Annotated in this window: 20 protein-coding genes; 18 read left to right on the forward strand and 2 right to left on the reverse strand. The window is 65.7% G+C overall.

All coding sequences use genetic code 11. The features are described 5' to 3' along the window. Window positions 1–162: 162 nt before the first annotated feature. From LDO29_RS12875 to LDO29_RS12885, 3 genes are read left to right on the forward strand one after another with little or no spacing between them, the layout of a single operon-like run. A complete protein-coding gene (locus LDO29_RS12875) occupies window positions 163–2,622 on the forward strand; it encodes a heavy metal translocating P-type ATPase (protein WP_224080172.1) in 2,460 nt (819 codons plus the stop codon). Then, window positions 2,619–3,080, forward strand: coding sequence for a Cu(I)-responsive transcriptional regulator (cueR, locus tag LDO29_RS12880; RefSeq protein WP_224080173.1), 462 nt, complete (start codon window positions 2,619–2,621; stop codon window positions 3,078–3,080). The genes LDO29_RS12875 and cueR overlap by 4 nt, the downstream gene beginning before the upstream one ends. Before the next feature lie 55 nt (window positions 3,081–3,135). After that, complete coding sequence (locus LDO29_RS12885) at window positions 3,136–4,080, forward strand: alpha/beta hydrolase (protein ID WP_224080174.1); 945 nt, start codon at window positions 3,136–3,138, stop codon at window positions 4,078–4,080. A 5-nt stretch (window positions 4,081–4,085) separates the two neighbouring features. On the opposite strand, the gene LDO29_RS12890 is transcribed toward LDO29_RS12885, so the two are convergent. Then, complete coding sequence (locus LDO29_RS12890; protein WP_224080175.1) at window positions 4,086–4,973, reverse strand: LysR family transcriptional regulator; 888 nt, start codon at window positions 4,971–4,973, stop codon at window positions 4,086–4,088. A gap of 306 nt (window positions 4,974–5,279) precedes the next feature. On the opposite strand from LDO29_RS12890, the gene LDO29_RS12895 reads away from it, so the two are divergent. From LDO29_RS12895 to LDO29_RS12950, 12 genes are all read left to right on the forward strand, one after another. Further along, on the forward strand, window positions 5,280–6,899 hold the full coding sequence (locus tag LDO29_RS12895; protein WP_224080176.1) for a GMC family oxidoreductase: 1,620 nt from the start codon (window positions 5,280–5,282) through the stop codon (window positions 6,897–6,899). Window positions 6,900–7,233: 334 nt separating this feature from the next. After that, a complete protein-coding gene (locus LDO29_RS12900) occupies window positions 7,234–8,010 on the forward strand; it encodes an ABC transporter ATP-binding protein (RefSeq protein WP_224080177.1) in 777 nt (258 codons plus the stop codon). A 13-nt stretch (window positions 8,011–8,023) separates the two neighbouring features. Next, a complete protein-coding gene (locus tag LDO29_RS12905) occupies window positions 8,024–8,743 on the forward strand; it encodes an ABC transporter ATP-binding protein (RefSeq protein ID WP_224080178.1) in 720 nt (239 codons plus the stop codon). Between the two features lie 87 nt (window positions 8,744–8,830). Then, window positions 8,831–10,039, forward strand: a complete 1,209-nt coding sequence (locus LDO29_RS12910; protein WP_224080179.1) for an ABC transporter substrate-binding protein — start codon at window positions 8,831–8,833, stop codon at window positions 10,037–10,039. Window positions 10,040–10,133: 94 nt separating this feature from the next. After that, window positions 10,134–11,018, forward strand: a complete 885-nt coding sequence (locus LDO29_RS12915; protein WP_224080180.1) for a branched-chain amino acid ABC transporter permease — start codon at window positions 10,134–10,136, stop codon at window positions 11,016–11,018. Next, on the forward strand, window positions 11,018–12,046 hold the full coding sequence (locus LDO29_RS12920; protein ID WP_224080181.1) for a branched-chain amino acid ABC transporter permease: 1,029 nt from the start codon (window positions 11,018–11,020) through the stop codon (window positions 12,044–12,046). The genes LDO29_RS12915 and LDO29_RS12920 overlap by 1 nt, the downstream gene beginning before the upstream one ends. A gap of 311 nt (window positions 12,047–12,357) precedes the next feature. Then, entirely contained in the window at window positions 12,358–12,861 is a 504-nt protein-coding gene (locus LDO29_RS12925) for a hypothetical protein (RefSeq protein ID WP_224080182.1), read from the forward strand. A gap of 61 nt (window positions 12,862–12,922) precedes the next feature. Next, on the forward strand, window positions 12,923–13,681 hold the full coding sequence (locus LDO29_RS12930; RefSeq protein ID WP_224080183.1) for a sulfite exporter TauE/SafE family protein: 759 nt from the start codon (window positions 12,923–12,925) through the stop codon (window positions 13,679–13,681). 279 nt (window positions 13,682–13,960) lie between these two features. Beyond that, window positions 13,961–15,112, forward strand: a complete 1,152-nt coding sequence (locus tag LDO29_RS12935) for an ABC transporter substrate-binding protein (protein WP_224080184.1) — start codon at window positions 13,961–13,963, stop codon at window positions 15,110–15,112. A 217-nt stretch (window positions 15,113–15,329) separates the two neighbouring features. Then, complete coding sequence (locus LDO29_RS12940) at window positions 15,330–16,382, forward strand: branched-chain amino acid ABC transporter permease (protein ID WP_224080185.1); 1,053 nt, start codon at window positions 15,330–15,332, stop codon at window positions 16,380–16,382. A gap of 3 nt (window positions 16,383–16,385) precedes the next feature. After that, window positions 16,386–18,227 (forward strand): branched-chain amino acid ABC transporter ATP-binding protein/permease, encoded by a 1,842-nt coding sequence (locus tag LDO29_RS12945; RefSeq protein ID WP_224080186.1) that lies wholly within the window; start codon window positions 16,386–16,388, stop codon window positions 18,225–18,227. A gap of 22 nt (window positions 18,228–18,249) precedes the next feature. Continuing rightward, a complete protein-coding gene (locus LDO29_RS12950) occupies window positions 18,250–18,993 on the forward strand; it encodes an ABC transporter ATP-binding protein (RefSeq protein WP_224080187.1) in 744 nt (247 codons plus the stop codon). Window positions 18,994–19,219: 226 nt separating this feature from the next. Here the strand turns inward: LDO29_RS12950 and LDO29_RS12955 are convergent, their stop codons facing one another. Further along, the gene (locus LDO29_RS12955; RefSeq protein ID WP_224080188.1) at window positions 19,220–20,161 is read right to left on the reverse strand and encodes a LysR substrate-binding domain-containing protein; all 942 of its coding nucleotides are present in this window, start codon (window positions 20,159–20,161) and stop codon (window positions 19,220–19,222) included. Window positions 20,162–20,281: 120 nt separating this feature from the next. Here LDO29_RS12955 and LDO29_RS12960 point away from each other — a divergent pair, with 120 nt between their 5' ends. From LDO29_RS12960 to mnmG, 3 genes are all read left to right on the forward strand, one after another. Further along, window positions 20,282–21,277: a Bug family tripartite tricarboxylate transporter substrate binding protein gene (locus LDO29_RS12960; protein ID WP_224080189.1), complete on the forward strand. Its 996-nt coding sequence runs from the start codon at window positions 20,282–20,284 to the stop codon at window positions 21,275–21,277. A 3-nt stretch (window positions 21,278–21,280) separates the two neighbouring features. Further along, window positions 21,281–22,150, forward strand: coding sequence for an N-formylglutamate amidohydrolase (locus LDO29_RS12965; RefSeq protein WP_224080190.1), 870 nt, complete (start codon window positions 21,281–21,283; stop codon window positions 22,148–22,150). Window positions 22,151–23,015: 865 nt separating this feature from the next. Next, window positions 23,016–24,956, forward strand: coding sequence for a tRNA uridine-5-carboxymethylaminomethyl(34) synthesis enzyme MnmG (mnmG, locus tag LDO29_RS12970; RefSeq protein ID WP_224080191.1), 1,941 nt, complete (start codon window positions 23,016–23,018; stop codon window positions 24,954–24,956). Window positions 24,957–24,963 lie beyond the last annotated feature (7 nt).

The following is a 24,963-nucleotide window of genomic DNA, read 5'->3' on the forward strand; positions in this document are numbered from 1 at the left end:
TGCCGCAACAGAGGTAGTGTGAACCTTCCTATCGTGGGAAGCGCAAGCAAAACCGGAAGCTGGCAACCGAAAGGGCAGGTAACGGCACTCAACATCCCCCTTGACCTTCCTATGATGGTAAGGTCCATCATGCAGTCACCAAAACTGTGGATGAGCCCAGCAATGCCGAATGCCAGCCTTTCCCCATCCTTGACGGGCAGCCAGGCGCCGGAGTGGCGGCTGCCGATCGACGGCATGACCTGTGCCTCGTGCGTGCGGCGTGTCGAGAACGCGCTCGCCAAGGTGCCTGGCGTGCAGGACGTTGCCGTGAACCTTGCGACGGAGCAGGCCACGCTTCGCGCCGACAGCGGCGCCGTGCTGCCCGCCGCGGCCAAGGCCATCGCGGATGCCGGCTATGAAGTGCCGCGCGAGACGGTGGAACTCAATATCGCTGACATGACGTGCGCTTCCTGCGTGGGCCGCGTCGAACGTGCGCTGCGCGCCGTGCCCGGCGTGCTCGATGCCCAGGTCAATCTGGCGACCGAGCGCGCGAGCGTGACGCTGCTGCGCGGCAGCGCCGATGCCGATACGCTCGCGGCCGCGGTGGCGCGCGCGGGCTACGGCGCAACGCCGATGACGGAGACATTGCCTGGCGTCGCGCCAGATGCCGCCGCCCGGGACTTCTGGAGCGGCCCGTGGCCGGTGATCCTCTCGGCGGCGCTGTCGCTGCCGCTGGTGTTGCCCATGGTGCTGGAATGGCTCGGCGTGCACTGGATGCTGCCGGCCTGGGTGCAGTGGCTGCTGGCCACGCCGGTGCAGTTCGTGTTCGGCTGGCGCTTCTACAAGGCCGGGTGGAAAGCCGTGCGCGCGGGCGCAGGCAATATGGACTTGCTGGTGGCCCTGGGCACGAGCGCGGCCTATGGCCTGTCGCTGTGGCTGATGTGGCGCTCGCCGGATGCCATGCCGCACCTGTATTTCGAAAGCGCGGCCGTGGTCATCACGCTGGTACGGCTGGGCAAGTGGCTGGAGACGCGCGCCAAGCGCCAGACCGCCGACGCCATCCGCGCGCTTGCGGCGCTGCGGCCAGACACTGCGCGCGTGCGCCGCGGCGGGCAGGAAGTGACCGTGCCGCTGGCGTCCGTACGCGTGGATGACGAGGTGGTGGTGCGCCCGGGCGAGCGCATTCCCGTCGATGCCGTGGTGATCGAGGGCACGAGCCATGCGGACGAATCGATGCTGACCGGCGAGAGCCTGCCCGTACCCAAGGGCCCCGGCGACAAGCTCACCGGTGGCGCCATCAATTTCGAAGGCCTGCTGGTAGCGCGCACCGTGGCGGTGGGCGCCGAGACCGTGCTGGCCCGCATCATCCGCATGGTCGAGCACGCGCAGGCGGCCAAGGCGCCGATCCAGCGCCTGGTGGACCAGGTCAGCGCGGTGTTCGTGCCCGTGGTGCTGGGCATTGCGCTGGTCACGCTGCTCGGCTGGGGCCTGTTCGCGGGCGACTGGGAAGCGGCGCTGCTCAATGCGGTGGCGGTGCTGGTGATCGCCTGCCCGTGCGCGCTGGGGCTGGCCACGCCGACGGCCATCATGGCTGGCACCGGCGCCGGCGCGCGCGCGGGCATCCTGATCAAGGATGCCGAGGCGCTGGAGATCGCCCATCGCGTGAGCGTGGTGGCCTTCGACAAGACCGGCACGCTGACCGTCGGACGGCCGGAAGTCGTGGCCCTGCATGCTGCCGATGCGGACGATGCCGATGGCGCGCGGCTGCTGGCACGGCTGGCTGCGCTGCAGGCCGGCAGCGAGCACCCGCTGGCACGCGCGGTGCTGAACGCGGCGCAGGCGCGTGGCATCGCCACGCCGGCCGCCACCGATGTGCAGGCGCTGCCGGGACGCGGCATTGCCGGCGTGGTCGACGGGCAGGCCCTGCAGCTCGGCAGCGAACGTCTGCGCGAAGCGCTGGGCGCTGAGACAGGTACGCTGCAGACCATGGCCGACCGCCTGCGAGAAGAAGGCCGCACGGTATCGTGGCTGGTAGAAACGCAGCCGCCGCGCGTTGCCGGCCTGGTGGCCTTTGGCGATGCCATCAAGCCCGGCGCGCCCGCTGCGATGGCGCGGCTGCGCGCGGCAGGCGTGCGCACCGTGATGCTGACCGGCGACAACCGCGGCGCGGCCGCACGCGTGGCACAGGCGCTCGGGCTGGACGATGTGCAGGCCGAGGTGCTGCCGGAAGACAAGGCGGCGCGCGTGCGTGCGCTGGGCCAGGACGGTGCGGTCGTGGCCATGGTCGGCGACGGTATCAACGACGCGCCGGCGCTGGCCGCCGCCGATGTCGGCATTGCGATGTCGACCGGCACCGACGTGGCCATGCATGCGGCCGGGATCACGCTGATGCGCGGCGATCCCGCGCTGGTGGCCGATGCGCTCGCCGTGTCGCACCGCACGGTGCGCAAGATCCGCCAAAACCTGTTCTGGGCGTTCTTCTACAACGTGGTGGGCATTCCGCTGGCGGCGGCAGGGTTGCTGAACCCGGTGGTCGCCGGTGCGGCGATGGCGTTCTCCAGCGTGAGTGTCGTCAGCAATGCGCTGCTGCTGCGCCGCTGGCATCCGGGTGCTGGCGCCGGCGAGCAGGGAGCCAGGGCATGAATATCGGGCAGGCAGCGGAGGCCTCGGGCGTTTCCGCCAAGATGATCCGGCACTACGAGGCGATCGGCCTGGTCGATGCGCCGCCGCGCACCGAAGGCGGCTACCGCCGGTATGACGAGCGCGCCGTGCATACCTTGCGCTTCGTGCGGCGCGCCCGTAATCTGGGGTTTTCGCTCGACGAGATCCGCGGGCTGCTGTCGCTGTGGCATGACCGCCAGCGCGCCAGTGCCGACGTGAAGGCGATGACGCTGCGGCATGTGGCCGACCTGGAGAAGCGCATCGCCGAACTGGCCGCGATGCGCGATACCCTGCACGCGCTGGCCGAAGCCTGCAGCGGCGACGACCGGCCGGATTGCCCGATCCTTGCCGACTTCGCGCAGCCTCACGGCGATGCGGACGGCCATGCGCATTGCCATGGCGCGGGCGCGTGTGGCGGCGCGGCGGACGACGAACAATAATCAGAAACGCAGTGCCGCCCGCGGCGAACGGGCGGCAACGGGAGGAGACGCGCGGATGGACAAGCCCATGACGGAAGACCCCGTTCATCCTGCCGAGGCCGGGCATTCCGCGCGCGTGGACGCGCCGGACACGGCACCGGGCGTTGTGGCAGTGGAAAGCCGGCAGCGCATGCGCGACGGCACCGAGCTGCTGCTGCGTACCTGGGAGCCGGATCCGCGCACCTGTCCCGAACCGCTTGGCTGCGTGCTGCTGGTGCACGGCCTGGCCGAGCACAGCGGACGCTACCAGCATGTCGTGGAGGTGCTGTGCGGGCTGGGCTTGCGCGTGCGCGCCTACGATCAACGCGGCCATGGCGCCAGCGGCGGCGCGCGCATGGTGGCCGAGCATCCCGACGCCTATCTCGACGACCTGGCGGAGATCTACGATGCCGCAGTGCGCGTCTGGAACGAACTGCCGATCCTGCTCGGCCACAGCATGGGCGGGCTGGTGGCCGCGCGTTTCGCTACCGCGCGGGTGCGGCCGGTGCGCGCGCTGGTGCTGTCGTCGCCTGCGCTGGCGCTGAGGCTGTCGCCGGCCATGCTGACGCTGCACCGCGTGCTGCTGACGCTGGCGCCCCGGCTGCGCGTGCCGAACCCCATTGATGCGCGCCTGCTGTCGCATGACGCGCAGGTCGTGGCGCGCTACCGCTCAGACCCGCTGGTGCAGACCACCATCACGGCAGGCGTGCTGGAGAGCTTTATTCGCGGCATGGCGCAGGCGCAGGCCGATGCGCCGCGGCTCGAGGCGCCCATGCTGATGCTGGTGGGCGGCGCGGACCGCATCGTCGACCCTGCCGGCAGCCGTACTTTCTTCGACAACGCACCAGCCGACCTGCGCGACGTAGTGTGGTTCGACCACGGCTACCACGAGATCTTCAACGAAGCCGAACCCCTGCGCAGCGAAGTGTTCGCCGCGCTGACGGACTGGCTGCGGCGGCATCTGGTGCAGCCGCAGCGCTAGTGACACTAACCGCGGAACACGGATTCCGCCACGCCGAACACGGCACTCACCACGGGATCGTCGCGGCGGCTGGCCAGCGCGACCAGCGTCAGCCCGGTCTGCACCGACATGCCTTCCACGACCACGAGGCCATGCGCATGCGACTCGCGCAGCGCGATGGAGTCGCGCACGAGCGACAGGCCCACGCCAGAGCGCACGAGGTCCAGCATCGACGCTTCCTGGTCCACGTGCGCGACCTTGTGCACGCCGGCCGCGTCCACGCCGGCCTCGGCAAAGCGTGCCGAGAGCAGCCGGTTGTGCGCGGACTCGGGCGGCGTCCAGATCCATGGCAGCGTCGCGAGCTGCGCCCAGGACCGCAGCGCGGTGCGCTCCTTCCAGCCCTTGGGCGCGACCACGTAATACGAGAACGGCGTGAGCGCCAGCGCATGGAAGCCGGGATCGGGCGGCTGCCCGAGGTAGAAGCCGACATCGAGCGCGCCGCTGCGTACCTGTTGCAGCACCCAGCCCGACATGCCGTGACGCAGCTCCGTGCCGATCTGCGGATGGCGTTCGACCAGCGTGCGCAGCATGACGCCAAGCCGCGTGAACTCGGGGTCGAGGATGGTGCCGATGGCGAGCTTGCCGCGCACCGTGTTGTGCATCGCGTCGACGGTGTGCTGCAGGTCTCCGGCACTGTCGAGGATGCGCTCGGCCAGCGGCAGCAGCGCTGTGCCGTCGGCAGTGAGTGTGAGGCCCGCGGCGGTGCGTTCGAACAGGCGGATGCGCCAGGCCGATTGCAGTGCCTTCAGCTGCAGGCTGACGGCCGGCTGCGTCAGGTGAAGCCGCTGGGCGGCACGGGTGAGATTGCCTTCGCGCGCGACGGCAACGAAGGCGCGCAGGTGATGGAGATCCACGGTCAGGGGCGCGCGAGTGTGCGGTGCAATATTTTGCCCGGCTTATATTGCAATTGACGATAAATCATTGGACGGGCCCGCGCAACTGCGCCAACCTTGCGGACACAGCAGCCGGTACAAGCCGCGCGGAGCGCCCCGGGAAGCAGGCCGGCACACCCGATGCGAGGCCGCAAGCGCGCCAGCATCTTCACCCAACGCAAAGATGGGACGATGCCGGCAGCCGCTACGGCGCGCATGCAGGCAGGTACCAGGACATCAGAACACCAGAACACAAAAACAAGCACAAGCGGAGACGAGACGACTCGCATGGAGACCTTTGACTACATCATCGTGGGCGCTGGCTCGGCCGGCTGCGTGCTGGCCAACCGCCTGACGCAGGACGCGGACGTGAATGTGCTGTTGCTCGAAGCGGGCGGCAAGGACGACTACCACTGGATCCATATCCCGGTCGGCTACCTGTATTGCATCGGCAATCCGCGTACGGACTGGCTGTATCGCACGGTGGCGGAGAAGGGGCTCAACGGGCGCTCGCTGGGCTATCCGCGCGGGCGCGTGCTGGGCGGCTCTTCGTCGATCAACGGCATGATCTACATGCGCGGCCAGCGTGAAGACTACGACGACTGGGCACGCCTGAGCGGCGATGACGGCTGGCGGTGGGACAACGTGCTGCCGTTGTTCAAGCGCAGCGAAGACCATCATCGCGGCCCGAGCGAATTCCATGGCGCCGGCGGCGAATGGCGCGTGGAGGCGCAACGCCTGCAGTGGGACATCCTGGAGCGCTTTATCGAAGCGGCCGAGCAGGCTGGCATACCGCGCACCGACGACTTCAACCGTGGCGACAACTTCGGCGTGGGCTACTTCGAGGTCAACCAGCGCCGCGGCATCCGCTGGAACACGTCCAAGGCCTTCCTGCGGCGCGCGGCGGACCGGCCCAACCTGACCATCGTCACCGGCGCGCAGGTCAGCGCGCTGACCTTCGAGGGGCGCCGCTGCACCGGCGTGAACTATGTCGGCGGCGGGCAGGCGCACAGTGCGTCCGCGCGGCACGAAGTCATCCTGGCTGCGGGCGCGGTCAACACGCCGCAGTTGCTGGAGCTGTCGGGCATCGGGCAAGGCGAGCGCCTGCAGGCCCTGGGCATCCAGGTAAGGCACGCGTTGCCGGGCGTGGGCGAGAACCTGCAGGACCACCTGCAGCTGCGCACGGTGGTCAAGGTGAACGGCGTGCGCACGCTCAACACGCGCGTGGCAAGCTGGTGGGGCAAGCTCGGCATCGGGCTGGAGTACGCATTCAACCAGAGCGGGCCGATGAGCATGGCGCCGTCGCAGCTTGGCGCGTTCGCGCGTTCGGACGCATCGCAGGCGCGGCCAAATCTGGAATATCACGTGCAGCCGCTGTCGCTCGACAAGTTCGGCGACCCGCTGCACGCGTTCAACGCGTTCACGGCCAGCGTCTGCAACCTGCGTCCGACTTCGCGCGGCAGCGTGCATATCGACAGCGCCGACTTCCGCCGGGCGCCGGCAATCGCGCCCAATTACCTGTCCACGGAGGAGGACCGCAAGGTCGCGGCGGATTCCCTGCGGCTCACGCGGCGCATCGTGGCATCGCCGGCACTCGCGCCATATCGCCCGGAAGAATGGCTGCCGGGCCCCGGCTTTGAAACCGACGAAGCGCTGGCCGAGGCCGCGGGCAATATCGGCACCACGATCTTCCATCCGGTCGGCACATGCCGCATGGGCCGCGCGGATGACCCGCTGGCCGTGGTGGACCACCGGCTGCGCGTGCTTGGCATCGATGGGTTGCGTGTGGTGGACGCTTCGGTCATGCCGCTGATCACCTCCGGCAACACCAATTCGCCGACCATCATGATCGCGGAACGGGCCAGCGACATGCTGCGCGAGGACCGCCGGGAACGGCAGGCGGCCTGAGCATGGGACGCGCCGCAAAATGGGGAGGGGCCGGGGACCGGATCGCCTGCAAGTCCTTGTCGCAGCGCGTCAAAAACCTGACACATCGTTCATGTCTTATAGTGCAAACCCCGATGTTTTGCGATGCAACAGGCGCACACAATAGACGCCTGCGGTTGGTGCACCACCCAGCACATGGTCAGGGGTACCGCCGGCAACAGCGGAAGTCGCGCCGCGTATAACAACCCGCATAACAACCATCAAAGCGACCCAACGGCGAAACGCCGAGTTCGAACCGATTGTCAGTGATGCCGGGCACAAGCCGGCAGTTCAGCAACAGGGCGGGCAGGAGACTATGAATCAACAGGAAACCATCCTGGAAACGCGAAACCTGACGAAGGAATTCAAGGGTTTCACGGCCGTGAGCGACGTCAACCTGCGCGTACGCCGCGGCTCGATCCATGCGCTGATCGGGCCCAACGGTGCCGGCAAGACCACCTGCTTCAACCTGCTCACCAAGTTCCTGGAGCCGACCACTGGCACCATTCTCTTCAACGGCATCGACATCACCCGCGAGAAGCCCGCGCAGATCGCGCGCCGCGGCGTCATCCGTTCATTCCAGATCTCGGCCGTGTTTCCGCACCTGACGGTGATGGAGAACGTGCGCATCGGCCTGCAGCGCCAGCTTGGCACCGCGTTCCAGTTCTGGCGCAGCGAGCGCTCGCTCGACGTGCTCAACGGCCGCGCGATGGAGCTGCTCGACCAGGTCGGCCTGACCGAGTTCGCGCAGACCGTCACGGTGAACCTGCCGTACGGTCGCAAGCGCGCGCTGGAGATCGCCACCACGCTGGCGATGGAACCGGAACTGATGCTGCTCGACGAACCCACGCAGGGCATGGGCCATGAGGACGTGGACCGCGTCACGCAGCTCATCAAGAAGGTCTCGGCAGGCCGCACCATCCTGATGGTGGAGCACAACATGAACGTGGTGTCGTCGATCGCCGACAAGATCACCGTGCTGCAGCGTGGCGCCATCCTGGCCGAAGGGCCGTATGCAGAGGTCTCGAAAGACCCACGCGTGATGGAAGCCTACATGGGCACCGCCGACGCCGAGCTGCAAGGCGCGCACTGAGGGGGCCATCGACATGACGACATCCAACGTACCCGCGCTCGAGATCAAGGACCTGCACGCCTGGTACGGCGAATCGCACATCCTGCACGGCGTGGACCTGACCGTGAACCGCGGCGAGGTAGTGACGCTGCTGGGCCGCAATGGCGCGGGCCGCACCACGACGCTGCGCGCGATCATGGGCCTGACGGGCGCGCGCAAGGGCTCGATCAAGGTCGACGGCAACGAGACCATTGGCCTGCCCACGCACAAGATCGCGCACTACGGCATCGGCTACTGCCCGGAAGAGCGGGCCATTTTCTCGAGCCTGTCGTGCGAGGAAAACCTGATGCTGCCGCCGCAGTTGAAGGGTCAAGGCCAGGGCATGAGCGAGGCCGAAATCTACGACATGTTCCCGAACCTGAAGGAGCGCCGCCAGAGCCAGGGCACGCGCCTGTCGGGCGGCGAGCAGCAGATGCTGGCGGTGGGGCGCATCCTGCGCACCGGCGCGAACCTGCTGCTGCTCGACGAGATCTCGGAAGGCCTGGCACCGGTGATCGTGCAGGCGCTCGCGCGCATGATCCTGATGCTCAAGAAGAAGGGCTACACGGTGGTGATGGTGGAGCAGAACTTCCGATTCGCCGCGCCGCTGGCCGACCGTTTCTATGTGATGGAGCACGGCAGCATCGTCGAGCGCTTCGCGGCCAATGCGCTGGAAGCTAAGATGCCGGTGCTGCATGAGTTGCTGGGGGTCTGATCCGCGCGTCCGGTTGCACGGATCGCCAGATCGGTTGTTTGGCAGGAACGGGTGGCGCGCTGCCGCCACAACACAGGAGACAATGCAATGAAAAAGACTCGGCTCGCGGCCGCGATGGCGGCCATTGTCATGGGTGCTGTTTCGTTCAACGCCGCTGCGCAGGTATCGGGCGATACCGTCAAGATCGGTTTCATCACCGACCTGTCGGGCCTGTATGCCGACATCGACGGGCAGGGCGGCGTCGAGGCCATCAAGATGGCCATCGAGGACGCGGGCGGCAAGGTGCTCGGCAAGCCCATCGAACTGGTCACGGCCGACCACCAGAACAAGGCCGACATCGCCGCGTCGAAGGCGCGCGAATGGATGGACCAGCAGGGCCTGGACGCGCTGATCGGCGGTACCAACTCCGGTACCGCGCTGGCCATGAACAAGGTGGCGGCGGAGAAGAAGCGCGTCTACATCAATATCGGCGCCGGCACGGCCCGCCTGACCAACGAAGAGTGCTCGCCGTACACGGTGCACTACGCCTATGACACCGTCGCTCTGGCCAAGGGCACTGGTAGCGCGGTGGTGAAGCAGGGCGGCAAGTCGTGGTTCTTCCTGACCGCTGACTACGCCTTCGGCCACTCGCTGGAGAACGACACCGCGGCGGTCGTGAAGGCCCACGGCGGTACGGTTGCCGGCTCGGTGCGCCACCCGCTGTCGGCCTCCGACTTCTCGTCGTTCCTGCTGCAGGCGCAGGCCTCCAAGGCGCAGATCCTGGGTCTTGCCAACGCCGGCGGCGACACGATCAACGCGATCAAGGCGGCCAAGGAATTCGGCATCACCAAGACGATGAAGATCGCCGGCCTGCTGATGTTCATCAACGACATCCACAGCCTGGGCCTGAAGAACACCGAAGGCCTGCTGATGACCGACAGCTGGTACTGGGACATGAACGACGACACCCGCAAGTTCGCGAACCGGTACTTCAGCAAGATGAAGAAGATGCCGAGCAGCCTGCAGGCCGCCGACTACTCGGCCGTCAGCACCTACCTGAAGGCCGTGGCCGCGGCCAAGACGGACGACCCGGACAAGGTCATGGCCGAGCTGAAGAAGACCAAGATCAACGACTTCTACACCAAGGGCTATATCCGCCAGGATGGCCGCGGCATCCACGACATGTACCTGATGCAGGTGAAGTCGCCGGCCGAGTCCAAGAAGCCATGGGACTACCTGAAGGTCGTGGCGACCATTCCGGGGGATCAGGCCTTCACGACGGTGGCAGAGTCGAAGTGCTCGATGTTTAAGAAGTAAGACAGCAGGCAGGCTCGGGCAATGCGCGAGCCTGCCGGTTTGCTTCCCTCTCCCGCATGCGGGAGAGGGAAGACACAACCAGCAACGGATGCCCATGGACATCTTCGGAATACCCCTTCCCGCCATGCTGTCCCAGCTCCTGCTGGGCCTCGTCAATGGCGCCTTCTATGCGATGCTGAGCCTGGGCCTGGCGGTGATCTTCGGCCTGCTCAACGTCATCAATTTCGCGCACGGCGCGTTGTTCATGCTCGGCGCGGTGCTGGCCTGGATGGGCATGGAGTACGCCGGGCTCAACTACTGGATCATGCTGGTCCTGTCGCCGCTGGTAGTTGCCGTGCTGGGCGTGGTCATCGAGAAGACCATGCTGCGCTGGATCTACAAGCTGGACCATATCTACGGCCTGCTGCTCACGCTGGGCATCACGCTGGTGATCGAAGGGATCTTCCGCTCGATCTACGGCGTATCGGGCCTGCCGTACCAGACGCCGGACGCGCTGCAAGGCGCCACGGATCTTGGCTTCATGATCCTGCCGAACTACCGGGCATGGGTCGTGGTGGCTTCGCTGGCGGTGTGCTTTGCCACCTGGTACGTGATCGAGAAGACCAAGCTCGGCGCCTATCTGCGCGCGGGTACCGAGAACCCCAAGATGGTGGAAGCCTTCGGCGTGAACGTGCCGCTGATGGTGACGCTGACTTACGGCTTCGGCGTGGCGCTGGCCGCGTTTGCCGGCGTGCTGGCGGCGCCGGTGATCCAGATCTCGCCGCTAATGGGGCAGAACCTGATCATCATCGTGTTCGCAGTGGTAGTGATCGGCGGCATGGGTTCGATCATGGGTTCGATCCTGACCGGCCTGGGGCTGGGCGTGATCGAAGGGCTGACCAAGGTGTTCTATCCTGAAGCATCGGCGACCGTGGTGTTCTTCATCATGGTGATCGTGCTGCTGCTGCGTCCGGCCGGACTGTTCGGGAGGGAGAAGTGATGCGTGCAGAATCCACCGTGACGATCAAGGCTGGACAGGCAAAAGAGGGCCATGGCGTGCAGAAGAAACTCTTGTACGGATTACTGCTGCTGGCGCTGGTGGTGGCGCCGATGGCCGGCGCCTATCCGGTGTTCGTGCTCAAGGTGCTGTGCTTTGCGCTGTTCGCGTGCGCCTTCAACCTGCTGATCGGCTATACCGGGCTGCTGTCGTTCGGGCACGCGGCGTTCTTCGGCGGCGCAGGCTATATCTCGGGCGAGGCCATGAAGGTGTGGGGCGTGACGCCGGAGATCGGGCTGATCCTGGGCACCGCCGGAGGCGCGCTGATCGGCTACGTGGTCGGCTCGCTGGCCATCCGCCGCCAGGGCATCTACTTCTCGATGATCACCCTGGCGCTCGCGCAGATGCTGTTCTTCATCTGCCTGCAGGCGCCGTTCACGGGCGGCGAGGACGGCCTGCAGGGCATCCCGCGCGGCAAGCTGTTCGGCGTGCTGTCGCTGTCGGACGACCTGACGCTGTATTACGTGGCGCTGGTGATCATCGTGGCCGCCTTCGCGCTGATCGTGCGCACCGTGCATTCGCCGTTCGGCCAGATCCTGAAGGCGATCAAGGAGAACGAGCCGCGGGCGATCTCGCTCGGCTACGATGTCGACCGCTTCAAGCTGACCGCTTTCGTGCTGTCGGCCGCGCTGTCCGGGCTGGCGGGCTCGATCAAGGCGCTGGTGCTGGGTTTCGAGACGCTGACCGACGTGCACTGGTCGATGTCGGGCTCGGTGATCCTGATGACGCTGGTGGGCGGCCTGGGCACATTGTCGGGCCCGATTGTTGGCGCCTTCATCGTGGTGGCGCTCGAAAACAAGCTTGGCGACATCGGCTCGTTCCTGGCTTCGGCAACGGGCATCGAGTGGTTCAATTCGCTTGGCGAGTCCGTGACCATGGTGATCGGCGCGATCTTCGTGATCTGCGTGCTGACCTTCCGCCGCGGCATCATGGGCGAGCTGATCGCCCGCATCGGCCGCAAGCAGGAGTGATCACCGGTCGACATGCCCGATATTGGGGCTAGGGTTTCTTCTAGCTTGTCCCATCTGCACCGCTTCGTTACATTTCACACACGGTTTTCGCAGGTTAAATGGAGGCGGAAGCGAGGAGACGACAGGCGCGCACCCGGTGTCGGGTAGCAGCGTTATAAAATAAAGGGCGTTGCCGGGTGATCCTCGGCAACGCTTTTTTCATTCCTGGGTGACTTTTGCCTCACCCGCACCAATTCCGGGCGCCGATGCCGTAACGGCATAACAGGGCTCGGGGTCACATGAGACAATGCGGGCTTGCCTTGCAGCCTGCCATGCCGTCCCATCCCGCCGCTTCCCATCCTTCCGAATCGTTCCCGCAGCACCAGGTACGCCTTGGCACTAGTGCCGACGCGCCACGGCTGGACGCCTGGCTGCAGGCGGCCGCACCGCTGCCCGTGCCGGCGGCGCGAGCGCGGCGGCTGGTGCTGGAAGGGCTGCTGGCGCAGTCCGGGCAGGGGGTATGCCTGCTGGCGGCAACCAGCGGTGGCGATATCGCCGCCTGCCTGCCGGTGGCGTTGCTGCCAAGCCTCGCGCTCGGCGGGCTAGTGGCGTGCGCGACAGAGTGGTGGGCCGATGCCGCGGCGGTGCCAGGCGTCAGTGACAATCGCCTGGAGGCCTGCCTGGCCACGCTGGCTGAGTGGTGCCGCGCCCACGGCATCCGCCATATCCTGCTTGCACCCGGCCTGGCCGACGATACCCCGCCGGCAGGATTTGCCCGGCACGCCAACGGGTTGTGGCACCGAAACCTGGCACCGGCACCCAAGGTACTGGGCTGAACGCCCAGCCCGTCGCATTCCCCCTTCTTCTTTCCCCTTTCGTTTCTCTCTTCCTGCAATCATGGAGTTCGCATTCCTGGCGGTTGCCGCCTTTCTCGCCGGCCTGATCGATGCGGTGGCCGGCGGCGGCGGCCTGGTCCAGATTCCGGCGCTGTTTTCGGCCTTTCCCGGCATGCCGCCGGCGACGCTGATCGGGACCAACAAGGTGGCGTCGGTCGCCGGCACAGCCAACGCGGCGATCCGCTACGGGCGCAACGTGCGCATCTACTGGGGCGCGACGGCGCCGGCCGTGGTGGCGGCCTTTGTGTTCTCGATGGCCGGTGCCTGGGCCCTCACCATGATTCCCGCCGAGCCGCTGCGCAAGGCGCTGCCGTTCGTGCTGGTGCTGCTGCTGGCCTACACGGTGGCCAAGAAGGATCTCGGCACCGAGCACGCGCCCTCGCTCAGCGGCACGCGCGAACGTGCCGCCGCGCTGCTGGCGGGTGCCGCGCTCGGCTTCTACGACGGCGTGTTCGGGCCGGGCACGGGCAGCTTCCTGATGATCGTGTTCGTGCGTGTGTTCGGCTACGATTTCCTGCACGCCTCGGCTTCCACCAAGGTGGTGAACCTGGCCACCAACCTGGCCGCGTTGCTGCTGCTGGCCGCCAAGGGGCATATCTGGTGGCAGCTTGGCGCGGTCATGGCTGTCGCCAACGTGGCCGGCAGCCAGGTGGGTAGCCGGCTGGCACTGCGCCACGGCAGCGGCTTCGTGCGCAAGGTGTTCATCGTGGTGGTCAGCGCGTTGATCCTGAAGACGGCGTGGGACGCATTCCTGCGCTGACGCCGCTGCACTGCGATGCGGGTTAATCCTGCTGGTCGCGATAAATCGCTGTGTTAGACTCGATCCGCATTCCCGACCGTACGGTCGGGGAATAGCCGCGGCATCTCCGGGGGAGTGGTGCGGACGGGAAAGACGGGACGGATCCATTGGCTCCATCCTTGCAGGACGCAGGCGCCAGCGATGTGCCTGCGCTGACCCGAGGGGTCGATAAAACAAGAGGCATCCGGCGGCCGGGGCCGTACGGATGCCTTTCCGTTTTCAGGAACCGAAGGAGACAAGATGAACTTCAAGCGCGCCAGCCTGCTGGCCATCGCTGCGGCTGCCCTTGTTGCCGGCACAGCCAGCGCCCAGGTCAAGGTGGGGGTCACGGTGTCGGCTACAGGTCCGGCGGCATCGCTGGGGATTCCGGAAAAGAACACTTTCTCGCTGATGCCCAAGGAGATCGCGGGCAAGAAGGTCGAGTACATCATCCTCGATGATGCGTCCGACACCACCACGGCAGTCAAGAACACGCGCAAGCTGATCAGCGAAGACAAGGTCGACGTCGTGGTCGGTTCCACCGTCACGCCGAACTCGCTGGCCATGGTCGATATCGTGGCCGAGAACGAAACGCCCATGATCACCATGGCCGCTTCGGCTCGCATCATCGAACCCATGGATGCCAAGCGCGCCTGGGTCTTCAAGACGCCGCAGAACGACTCGCACATGGCCACAGCCATTGCCGAGCACATGACCAACAACAATGTGAAGACGGTGGCGTTCATCGGCTTCGCGGATGCCTACGGTGACAGCTGGGCGCAGGAATTCGCCAAGGTGGCGGAGATGCGCAAGATCAAGGTCGTCGCCAACGAGCGCTTTGCGCGCACCGATACCTCGGTGACCGGCCAGGTCCTCAAGATGATGGGCAGCAATGCTGACGCCGTACTGATCGCAGGCTCGGGTACGCCCGCGGCGCTGCCGGAAAAGGCGCTCAAGGAACGCGGCTACAAGGGCAAGATCTACCAGACCCACGGCATCGCCAACCCCGACTTCCTGCGCGTGTGCGGCAAGGACTGCGAAGGCACCTTGCTGCCAGCAGGTCCACTGCTCGTGGCTGACCAGCTTCCCGACAGCAACCCGGTCAAGAAGCCGGCCATGGCCTACAAGATGGCCTATGAGAAGGCCTTTGGCGGCCAGGTGTCGACGTTCGGCGGCCATGCGTGGGATGCGGGCCTGATCCTGCAGCACGCGATTCCCGAAGCGCTGAAGAAGGGCCAGCCGGGCACCAGGGAGTTCCGCAAGGGACTGCGCGACGCCATGGAGCAGATCAGGAACCTGCCGGTATCGCACGGCATCATGAACATGAGCCCGACCGACCACCTCGGCTTCGACCAGCGCTCGCGCGTGATGGTGCAGATCGTCGGCGGCAAGTGGAAGCTGCTGACGAAGTAAGCGGCTGGTTGTTTGCTGGACGAGCAGAAAAGGAAGGCGCATGGTGAACCCCATGCGCTTTCTTTTTTCATCCATGTCATCGTTCAGTTCCTGATACTAGGGTTGCCCTGTATTTCCGCAATAGGCAACCCGTTTACCATTCCGTAATCCCAGCGCACATCGCGCCCTGTCCGCCCCCTTGGCTTGCTGGCAGGTCATTCCACAACACGGGGAGACAATGGACCTTTCGATTGCCGCCATCCTGGCGCAAGACGGGATCACCTCAGGCGCGATCTACGCGCTGCTGGCGCTGGCACTGGTGCTGGTGTTTTCGGTGACCCGCGTCATCTTCATCCCGCAAGGGGAGTTCGTCGCCTATGGCGCGCTGACGCTGGCCGCCATGCAGGCCGGGCAGGTGCCGCAGACCAGCTGGCTGCTGCTGGCCATGGGCGTGCTGACGTTCCTGTATGAAACCGTGACCGTGCTGCGCAGCGCGGAACTGCGCCGCACGCTCGCGCGCAGGCTCGGCGTGCTGGCCGGCAAGTACCTCGTGTTTCCGCTGGCGGTGCACGGGCTCGTCCAGCAATACGGCGCGCAGCCGCTGCCGATGCTGGCGCAGATCGCACTGACGCTGCTCGTGATCATTCCGCTCGGGCCGATGCTGTACCGCCTCGCGTATCAGCCGCTCGCGGAAGCGAGCACGCTCGTGCTGCTGATCGTCTCGGTCGGCGTGCATTTCGCGCTGGTGGGGCTCGGGCTCGTGATGTTCGGCGCGGAGGGTTCGCGTACCGAGGCATTTTCCGACGCGCGCTTCGAGGTGGGCAGCCTCAGCGTCTCGGGACAGAGCCTGTGGGTCGTGGGCGTATCGGCGCTGCTGATCGGCGCGCTGTATTTCTATTTCGAGCGCACGCTGCAGGGCAAGGCGCTGCGCGCGACGGCGGTGAATCGCCTTGGCGCGCGCCTGGTGGGCATCGGTACGACGCAGGCGGGGCGGCTGTCGTTCACGCTCGCCGCGGCCATGGGCGCGCTGTGCGGCATCCTGATCGCACCGCTCACGACCGTGTACTACGAGTCGGGTTTCCTCGTGGGCCTGAAAGGCTTTGTCGGCGCGATCGTCGGCGGGCTGGTGAGCTACCCGATCGCAGCGCTGGGTGCGCTGCTGGTGGGCCTGCTCGAATCGTATTCGTCCTTCTGGGCCAGCGCGTTCAAGGAGGTCATTGTCTTTACGCTGATCATTCCGGTGCTGCTGTGGCGCTCGCTGACGAGCAAGCACGTCGAGGAGGAGGAATAAGCCATGACGATGCTGACCGACAAGCAGGCGGCCGTGGGCGGCGAACGCGCCGGCACCCGCGCCGGCCTGCAGCGCAACCGCGTGCTGACGCTGCTGTGCATCGTGGTGCTGGCGCTGATGCCGGTGCTGCCGACGCCGGAATTCTGGATCACGCTGGGCAACTACATCGGCCTGTACAGCATCGTGGCGATCGGGCTCGTGCTGCTCACTGGCGTGGGCGGCATGACGTCGTTCGGGCAGGCCGCGTTCGTCGGGCTCGGCGCGTACAGCACCGCGTACCTGACCACGCAGTTCGGGCTGTCGCCGTGGTTCGGCCTGCTGGTGGGCCTGGTGATCACCATGGCGTGCGCGTACGTGATTGGTTTGATCACGATGCGCATGTCCGGCCACTACCTGCCGCTGGCCACGATTGCATGGGGCCTGTCGCTGTTCTTCCTGTTCGGCAATCTGGAGTTCCTCGGCAAGTACGACGGGCTCAATGGCATTCCCGTGCTGTCGCTGTTCGGCGTCGAGCTGCAGTCGGGCCGTTCGATGTTCTACCTGATCTGGGCCGTGGTGCTGCTCGCAGTGCTGGCCGTGCAGAACCTGCTCAACTCGCGTCCGGGCCGCGCCATGCGCGCGCTCAAGGGCGGTGGCGTGATGGCCGAGGCGATGGGCGTGAACACGGCGTGGATGAAGGTCGTGGTGTTCGTGGTGGCGGCGGTGCTGGCGTGCGTCTCGGGCTTTCTCTACGCGCACCTGCAGCGCGCGGTGAACCCGACGCCGTTCGGCCTGAACTACGGCATCGAGTACCTGTTCATGGCCGTGGTCGGTGGCGTGGGCCACGTATGGGGCGCGGTGCTTGGTGCCGGCCTGCTCACGATCCTCAAGGACACGCTGCAAGGTCTGCTGCCGAAGCTGCTCGGCGCCAACGGCAACTTCGAGATCATCGTGTTCGGCGTGCTGCTGGTGCTGCTGCTGCAGTACGCGCGCGATGGCCTGTGGCCGTTCCTGCGCCGGCTGTTTCCGTCGGGCCCGCCGGTGCATGCGCCGGAAGTTGCCGATGCGCTCCCGGTCAGGCAGAAGCCCGAAGCCGGCGAGCTGATCCTGGACGTGCGCGCCGCGCGCAAGCAGTTCGGCGGACTGGTGGCGGTGAACGACGTCAGCTTCCAGGTGCGCGCCGGCGAGATCGTCGGCCTGATCGGGCCGAACGGTGCAGGCAAGTCGACGACGTTCAACCTGGTCACCGGCGTGCTGCCGGTCACGCGCGGCGAGGTGCGCTATCGCGGCGAAGTGATATCGGGTCTGCCCTCGCGCGAGATCGTCAAGCGCGGCATCGGCCGTACGTTCCAGCACGTGCACTTGCTGCCGACCATGACGGTGCTCGAAAACGTGGCGATCGGCGCGCACCTGCGCGGCGACTTCCGCGCGCAAGGGGGCGTGTCGGCCGCGATGCTGCGCATGAATCGCGTCGAGGAAGAGAAGCTGCTGTTCGAAGCACGGCGGCAGCTCGAGCGCGTGGGGCTGGCAGACTGCATGTACATGGAGGCCGGCAGCCTGGCATTGGGCCAGCAGCGCATCCTGGAAATCGCGCGCGCATTGTGCTGCGACCCGGCACTGCTGCTGCTGGACGAGCCCGCCGCGGGCCTGCGCTACAAGGAGAAGCAGGCGCTGGCCGAACTGCTGCGCAAGCTGAAGGCGGAGGGCATGAGCGTGCTGCTGGTGGAGCACGACATGGACTTCGTGATGAACCTGACCGACCGCCTCGTGGTGATGGAGTTCGGCACGCGCATCGCTGAAGGCGTGCCCGAGGAAGTGCAGAAGAACCCGGCCGTTCTGGAAGCCTACCTGGGCGGTGTGGAGTAACGGTGTGGACAAGGAACGCAATATGAGCCCGATCCTCGAAGTGAAGGACCTCCATGTCCGCTACGGCAAGGTGGAAGCGGTGCACGGCGCGAGCCTGAAAGTGGAGGCCGGCAAGATTGTCACGGTGATCGGCCCCAACGGCGCCGGCAAGTCGACCATGCTGAACGCCATCATGGGTGCGCTGCCGGTCAATGGTTCGTCCAGCGGCACGGTCAGCTATCTCGGCCATGACATGGCGGGTATCCCGGTGGAAGGACGCGTAGCGCGCGGCATGTGCCTGGTGCCGGAGAAGCGCGAGCTGTTCGCGTCGATGACGGTGGAGGACAACCTGCTGCTGGGTGCCTTCCGGCGCAAGCGAGCCGGGGAGAAGAACTTCCTGGACCAGATGGATGTGGTCTACGGCCTGTTCCCGCGCCTGCGCGAACGCGCGCGACAGGACGCCGGCACGCTGTCGGGCGGCGAGCGGCAGATGCTGGCCGTGGGCCGCGCGCTGATGGCCAAGCCGCAGCTGCTGATGCTCGACGAGCCCAGCCTCGGGCTGGCGCCGCTGATCGTGAAGGAGATCTTCCACATCATCAGCAACCTGCGCCAGACCGGCGTGGCGACGCTGCTGATCGAGCAGAACGCGCGCGCGGCGCTCCAGGTGGCGGACTACGGCTATGTGATCGAGACCGGCGATATGGCGATGGAGGGACCGGCGGCGGAGCTGGCCAGCAATCCGAAGGTGATCGAGACCTACCTTGGATTGGCGAAGAAAGCTGCATGAACCGTAGGGTTAGTTGATAGATGAATAGTAAGGCCCGCGTTAGCGGGCCTTTTTATTTGTCATATGGATACTGAGATGGCTTGACCGATAGGCTTGCTCACTTATATTCGCAAAACGGATGCTAACTCGTAATTTTCATTAAAAAAATCCGTTTGAAGAATCATTATTGTTGAATGTGGCTTTGTGATTCTTTATATGAATATTCAATGGCGAAAAATAAGCTGAATCATCCTTCCTCGGAATGATTGTTGTCGGCGACAGCCGCCGAATCCTGCGCTGCCGTCTCCAGCAGCCACTCACGAAAGCACCGAAGGGCAGGGTGATCGCGTCGTTCCCTTGGTGTGCAAAGGAAATAGCCGCGCTGCAGCCGTATCGGAAGATCGAATGGCGCCACCACCCGGCCTGCGGCAAGTTCATCGTGCAGCAGGCAGCGCTGCAGCACCGCGATGCCCATGTCGGCGCGCACCGCCTGGATCAGGATCGACACCTGGTCGAAGCCCGACGACAGCTTTGGCGCAGCGTTGGGTACGCCTGCCGCCTGCAACCAGTTCGCCCAGTTGGCGGGCGCAGTGGTGTGGTAGAGCAGGGGTTCATCCATGAGTTCGGCGGGTTCGCGCCAGCGCCCCGCCGCCTGTCGCTGGCGCGCGCGGTCGGGGTGGCAGATCGGCACCATCTCACGTCCCACGACATAGTCCACCTGCAAGCCTGGCCACTTGCCCGGTTCACCGGCCAGCAGCGCCGCATCGGGCACGGCACCGGAAAAATCCTCGTCGCGGCGGTAGGGCACGAACTCGAGCCGGATGTCCGGGTGCCGCCGGTGGAAGTCGGGTAGCCGCGGTACCAGCCAGACACTGGCAAGCGTCGGAACGGCCGACAGCGTGAGATGGTGGCTCCGGTCGCCGGCACGCAGTGCCGCGCTGGCGTTCTCGATGGCGGCGAGCGGACCTGCCACGGCATCCAGCAGCTGCTGACCGGCGCCGGTCAGCATCAGCCGGTGCGCATTGCGCTGGATCAGCGGTTGGCCGAAGTGCTCCTCGAGCCGGGCAATGGCCCGGCTTACCGCCCCTTGCGTGACGCAGAGCATCTCGGCTGCACGCGTGAAGCTGCCCAGCCGCACGGCGGCGACAAAGGCATGCAGCTCGGACATCGAAGGGGAATGCAAGCGCATGGGCCGGACGGTAGAGAATGATCTTTGGTAATGCGAAGGTGCAATATAGTCGTTTGCCTCCGGCCGGTAAACGGCTGACACTCGGGCGGCTATTCATCACAAAAAACAGGAGAAAGCCCGATGACCCGAGCCCGGATGTCGCGCCGCCAACTCATGCTGTCCGGCACCGCAGCTGCCGCCATGCTGGCATTTACCGGCAGCGCATTTGCACAGGCTACCTATCCCAACCGGCCCATCCGCCTGATCGTGCCGTTCGCGGCGGGCGGCTCGACCGACCTGTCGGCCCGCCTGGTAGCGGAGTTCGCGGGCCGCGAGCTTGGCCAGCCCATCGTTGTTGAGAACAAGGGTGGAGCAGGGGGCTCGGTCGGCATGGAGCAGGTCGCCAAGTCGGACCCGGATGGCTACACCATCGGCATGGCCACGGTCAGTACGCACGGTTCCAACCCGGCCGTCTACCCGAAGCTGAAGTACGACCCGATCAAGGACTTTGCGCCGGTGACCAATGTGGTGGCGATTCCCAGCGTCTTTGCCGTGCACCCGAGCGTACCGGCCAAGACCATGCAGGAGTTCATTGCGCTGGCCAAGGCCAACCCGGGCAAGTACACCTTCGCCTCACCGGGCGCCGGTTCGCTGGGCCATGTGAATATCGAGAACTTCATGATGCTGGCCCACATCGACCTGCTGCACGTGCCGTACAAGGGCGCAGGCCTGGCGCTCAACGACGCCGTGGCAGGGCAGGTGAATGCCATCACCGACAATCTTTCGTCGACGCTGCCCCACGTGAAATCGGGCCGGCTGCGTGCGCTGGCGGTGCTGGGCGCGAGCCGTTCACCGCAGCTGCCGGGCGTACCCACGTATGCGGAACTGGGCTACAAGGACATGGGTGAGGGTGGCTGGTTCGGCATCGTCGCACCGGCCGGTACGTCGTCAGCCGTGGTTACGCGCCTGAACCAGGCCATCCACAAGGCCATGCAGAACCCCGAGTTCAAGCGCAAGGTGGAAGAATCGGGCGGCATGCTGGTGCCGACCACGCCCGACCAGTTCAAGGTGCAGATCCAGCAGGCCATGGCGCGATACGCGCGCGTGGCCAAGGCGGCCAACATCAAGCTGGACTGACGCATGACCGAAGCCGTAAAAACGACCACCGTCGCGCCGTTCACGTTGGCGCTGCCGCAGGACGAAGCCTTGCCGCTGGTGTGCGATTCGCCGCATAGCGGCACCGTCTATCCGGCGGACTTCGGCGCCGCAGTGGCGCCTGAGCGCTTGCGTGGCGGCGAGGATACACACATCGATGCGCTGTGGGAGAGCGTGCCTCGTGTCGGCGGTACGCTGCTCGCGGCAACCTTTCCGCGGGTCTATATCGACCCGAACCGCATGCTGGACGACATCGATCCGGATCAGCTGGATGCGCCCTGGCCGACCCCCCTGGCTCCGGGTGAGAAAACCCGGCTGGGCTATGGGCTGATCTGGCGAAACATCGATGCCGAGACGCCGATCTACGACCGGAAACTTACGGTAGCCGAAGTGCAGGCCCGCATCGACCGCTACTACCGGCCGTACCACGCAGCGCTGTCGGAGGCGGTGGAGGGCGCTTATCAGCGCTTCGGTGCCGTCTGGCACCTGAACCTGCATTCCATGCCAAACAACGCCTATGAGCGGCTCAAGATCCAGAGCCCGCATCCGCTGGCGGATTTTGTGCTGGGGGATCGGGATGGCAGCACGTGTGAGCCGGGGCTGGTCGATCTGGTAGAGAGGGAACTGCGAGGCATGGGGTACACCGTCGCACGCAACGACCCGTACAAGGGCGTGCAGCTCATCGCCCAGATCGGGCGCCCGGCGGAACGACGCAACAGCCTGCAGATCGAGATCCGGCGACCGCTTTATATGGATGAGCGGACGCGGGAGAGGAATGAGGGTTTTGTTGCCTTGCAGAGGGATTTGGCTTTGCTGACGCTGCAGATTGCCGCTTACGTGAGGCGGGAGGTTTGAGGGTGTTTCACGTGGAACAGTTGGCGGGGGTTTTGGGGGGGATTTGATGGGCTGTCGTGCTTGGCGGGCGTGGCTGTTTCGCCGGCGTAGCCGGCGACCTACTTTTACCCGAGCGGTAAAAGTAGGCAAAAACGCGTTTTCGTGGTGGACGAACGGCTCGATGAGGTGAAGACGGTCCAGGGGCATAACCAGACTGCCTGCCGCGTAGATGATTAGGATGGACAGGGCGTACGAACGAACCCGGATTACGGAGTGGTCCCTCCTGACAGCGATATCGCGGGGACGCCTTCGGCTGCGCTACGCGCGGTCAGCAGTCCGGGTTTCCGGGCCGCAGCCCGAACCAGAGCGTAGTGACGAAGCCCTTGGCGCATGTGCCATGCGCGAAGAGAGAAAACGAAGAAGGGGAAGCGCCGGCGCCAGCGACGTTGATGCCCTCGCCATGCCGACTAGGACACCGCGCGCAGTGCAGCCGTAGGCGTCCACGCGATACCGGTAGCAGCAGGGGCCACGGACAGTTTCGGGGCTCGTTCAATCAGCGCTGTAATCCTGACTACGGCCGCGCCCCACGCGGCAGGCAGCCAGAAACACTCTGAAGCCCATACCCGTACAACACCCTTGGCACACTACGATCAATATTCGCCCGTTAGGGCAACCAAACGCGCTTTTTGGTTACTTTTTGCCGCTCGGGCAAAAAGTGACTCGCCGGCTACGCCGGCGAAACAGCGGCGCCCGCCAAGCACGCCAACCCCAAAATCCCACCCCTTGTTCCACGTGAAACACCACAACCCCCAAAAAGCCCCCAGTAGATTGCCGCTATAATTCGAAATCCTGATCGTTCCCGCCAGCCTCCTGGAGGAGGTGTCCCATGCTTTACCCAAAAGAATTCGATGTCATTGTCGTCGGTGGTGGCCATGCCGGCACGGAAGCCGCCCTGGCCGCTGCCCGGATGGGCTGCCAGACGCTGCTGCTGACCCATAACATCGAGACGCTGGGGCAGATGAGCTGCAATCCGTCGATTGGCGGTATCGGGAAGGGGCACCTGGTCAAGGAAGTGGACGCGATGGGCGGCGCTATGGCTGCCGCCACCGATGAGGCGGGGATCCAGTTCCGTATCCTCAATTCCAGCAAGGGACCGGCCGTGCGCGCGACGCGCGCCCAGGCCGACCGCGTGCTGTACCGCAAGGCCATCCGTACCCGGCTGGAGAATCAGCCGAACCTGATGCTGTTCCAGCAGGCCGTTGACGATTTGCTGGTGGAAGGCGACCGCGTCGTTGGCGCGGTGACTCAGGTTGGCATTGCCTTCCGTGCCCGTGCGGTGGTGCTGACGGCCGGTACGTTCCTGGACGGCAAGATCCATGTCGGCCTGGACAACCATACGGGCGGCCGCGCGGGTGACCCCGCTTCGGTGTCGTTGTCGGCCAGGCTCAAGGAGCTGAAGCTGCCGCAGGGGCGCCTGAAGACCGGTACGCCGCCGCGTATCGACGGCCGCACCATTGATTTTTCCGTGATGGAAGAGCAGCCCGGTGACCTGGATCCGGTGCCGGTGTTCTCGTTCCTCGGCCGGCCTGAGCAGCACCCGCAGCAGTTGCCATGCTGGATCAGCCATACCAACAGCCGTACCCACGACATCATCCGCGGTGGGCTCGACCGCTCGCCGATGTACACCGGCGTGATCGAGGGGGTAGGGCCGCGCTATTGCCCGAGCATCGAGGACAAGATCCATCGCTTTGCCAGCAAGGACAGCCACCAGATCTTCCTGGAGCCGGAAGGGCTGACCACCAACGAGTTCTACCCGAACGGCATCTCCACGAGCCTGCCTTTCGACGTGCAGCTCGAGCTGGTGCACTCGATCCGTGGCCTGGAGAACGCGCATATCCTGCGCCCCGGCTACGCCATCGAGTACGACTATTTCGATCCGCGTGCACTTAAGGCCTCGCTGGAAAGCAAGGCGATCGCCGGGCTGTTCTTTGCCGGCCAGATCAACGGTACTACCGGCTATGAAGAGGCTGCCGCGCAGGGCCTGCTCGCCGGCATCAACGCCGGTTGCTATGTGCGCGAGCGCGATGCCTGGACGCCGCGCCGCGATCAAGCCTACCTGGGCGTGCTGGTCGACGACCTGATCACGCGTGGCGTGACCGAGCCGTACCGCATGTTCACGAGCCGGGCCGAGTTCCGCCTGAGCCTGCGGGAAGACAATGCCGACATGCGCCTGACCGAGATGGGCCGCGAACTCGGGGTGGTCGATGACGTGCGCTGGGACGCCTTCAACCGCAAGCGCGATGCTGTTTCACGTGAAACAGAGCGCCTGAAGAGCACATGGGTCAACCCGGCCATGCTGCCGGCCGAAGATGCCGTGCCTCTGCTGGGCAAGCCGATCGAGCGCGAGTACAGCCTGGCTGACCTGCTGCGCCGGCCGGAAGTGCGCTATGACGCCCTGATGGCATTGCAGGGAGGTCGCCACGCACCGGAAGCGCCGCTGGACGCGGATTCGCTGCTGGTGGACCAGATCCGCGAGCAGATCGAGATCGGCATCAAGTATCACGGCTATATCACCCGCCAGGCTGCCGAGGTGGACAAGCTTGAAGCCAATGAATCGACGCGCCTGCCGGAAGGGCTGGACTATACCGAGGTGCGCGGCCTGGGCTTCGAGGTCAGCCAGAAGCTGAACCAGCACCGGCCCGAGACCCTGGGCCAGGCCTCGCGCATTTCGGGCGTGACGCCGGCGGCGATCTCGCTGCTGCTGGTTCACCTGAAGAAGAAGGGGCTGGGGCGCACCCGTTCCGGCAACTCCCAAGAGGCTGCCTGAGTGGGCG

Source organism: Cupriavidus laharis, from assembly GCF_914271435.1.
Classification (GTDB): domain Bacteria; phylum Pseudomonadota; class Gammaproteobacteria; order Burkholderiales; family Burkholderiaceae; genus Cupriavidus; species Cupriavidus laharis.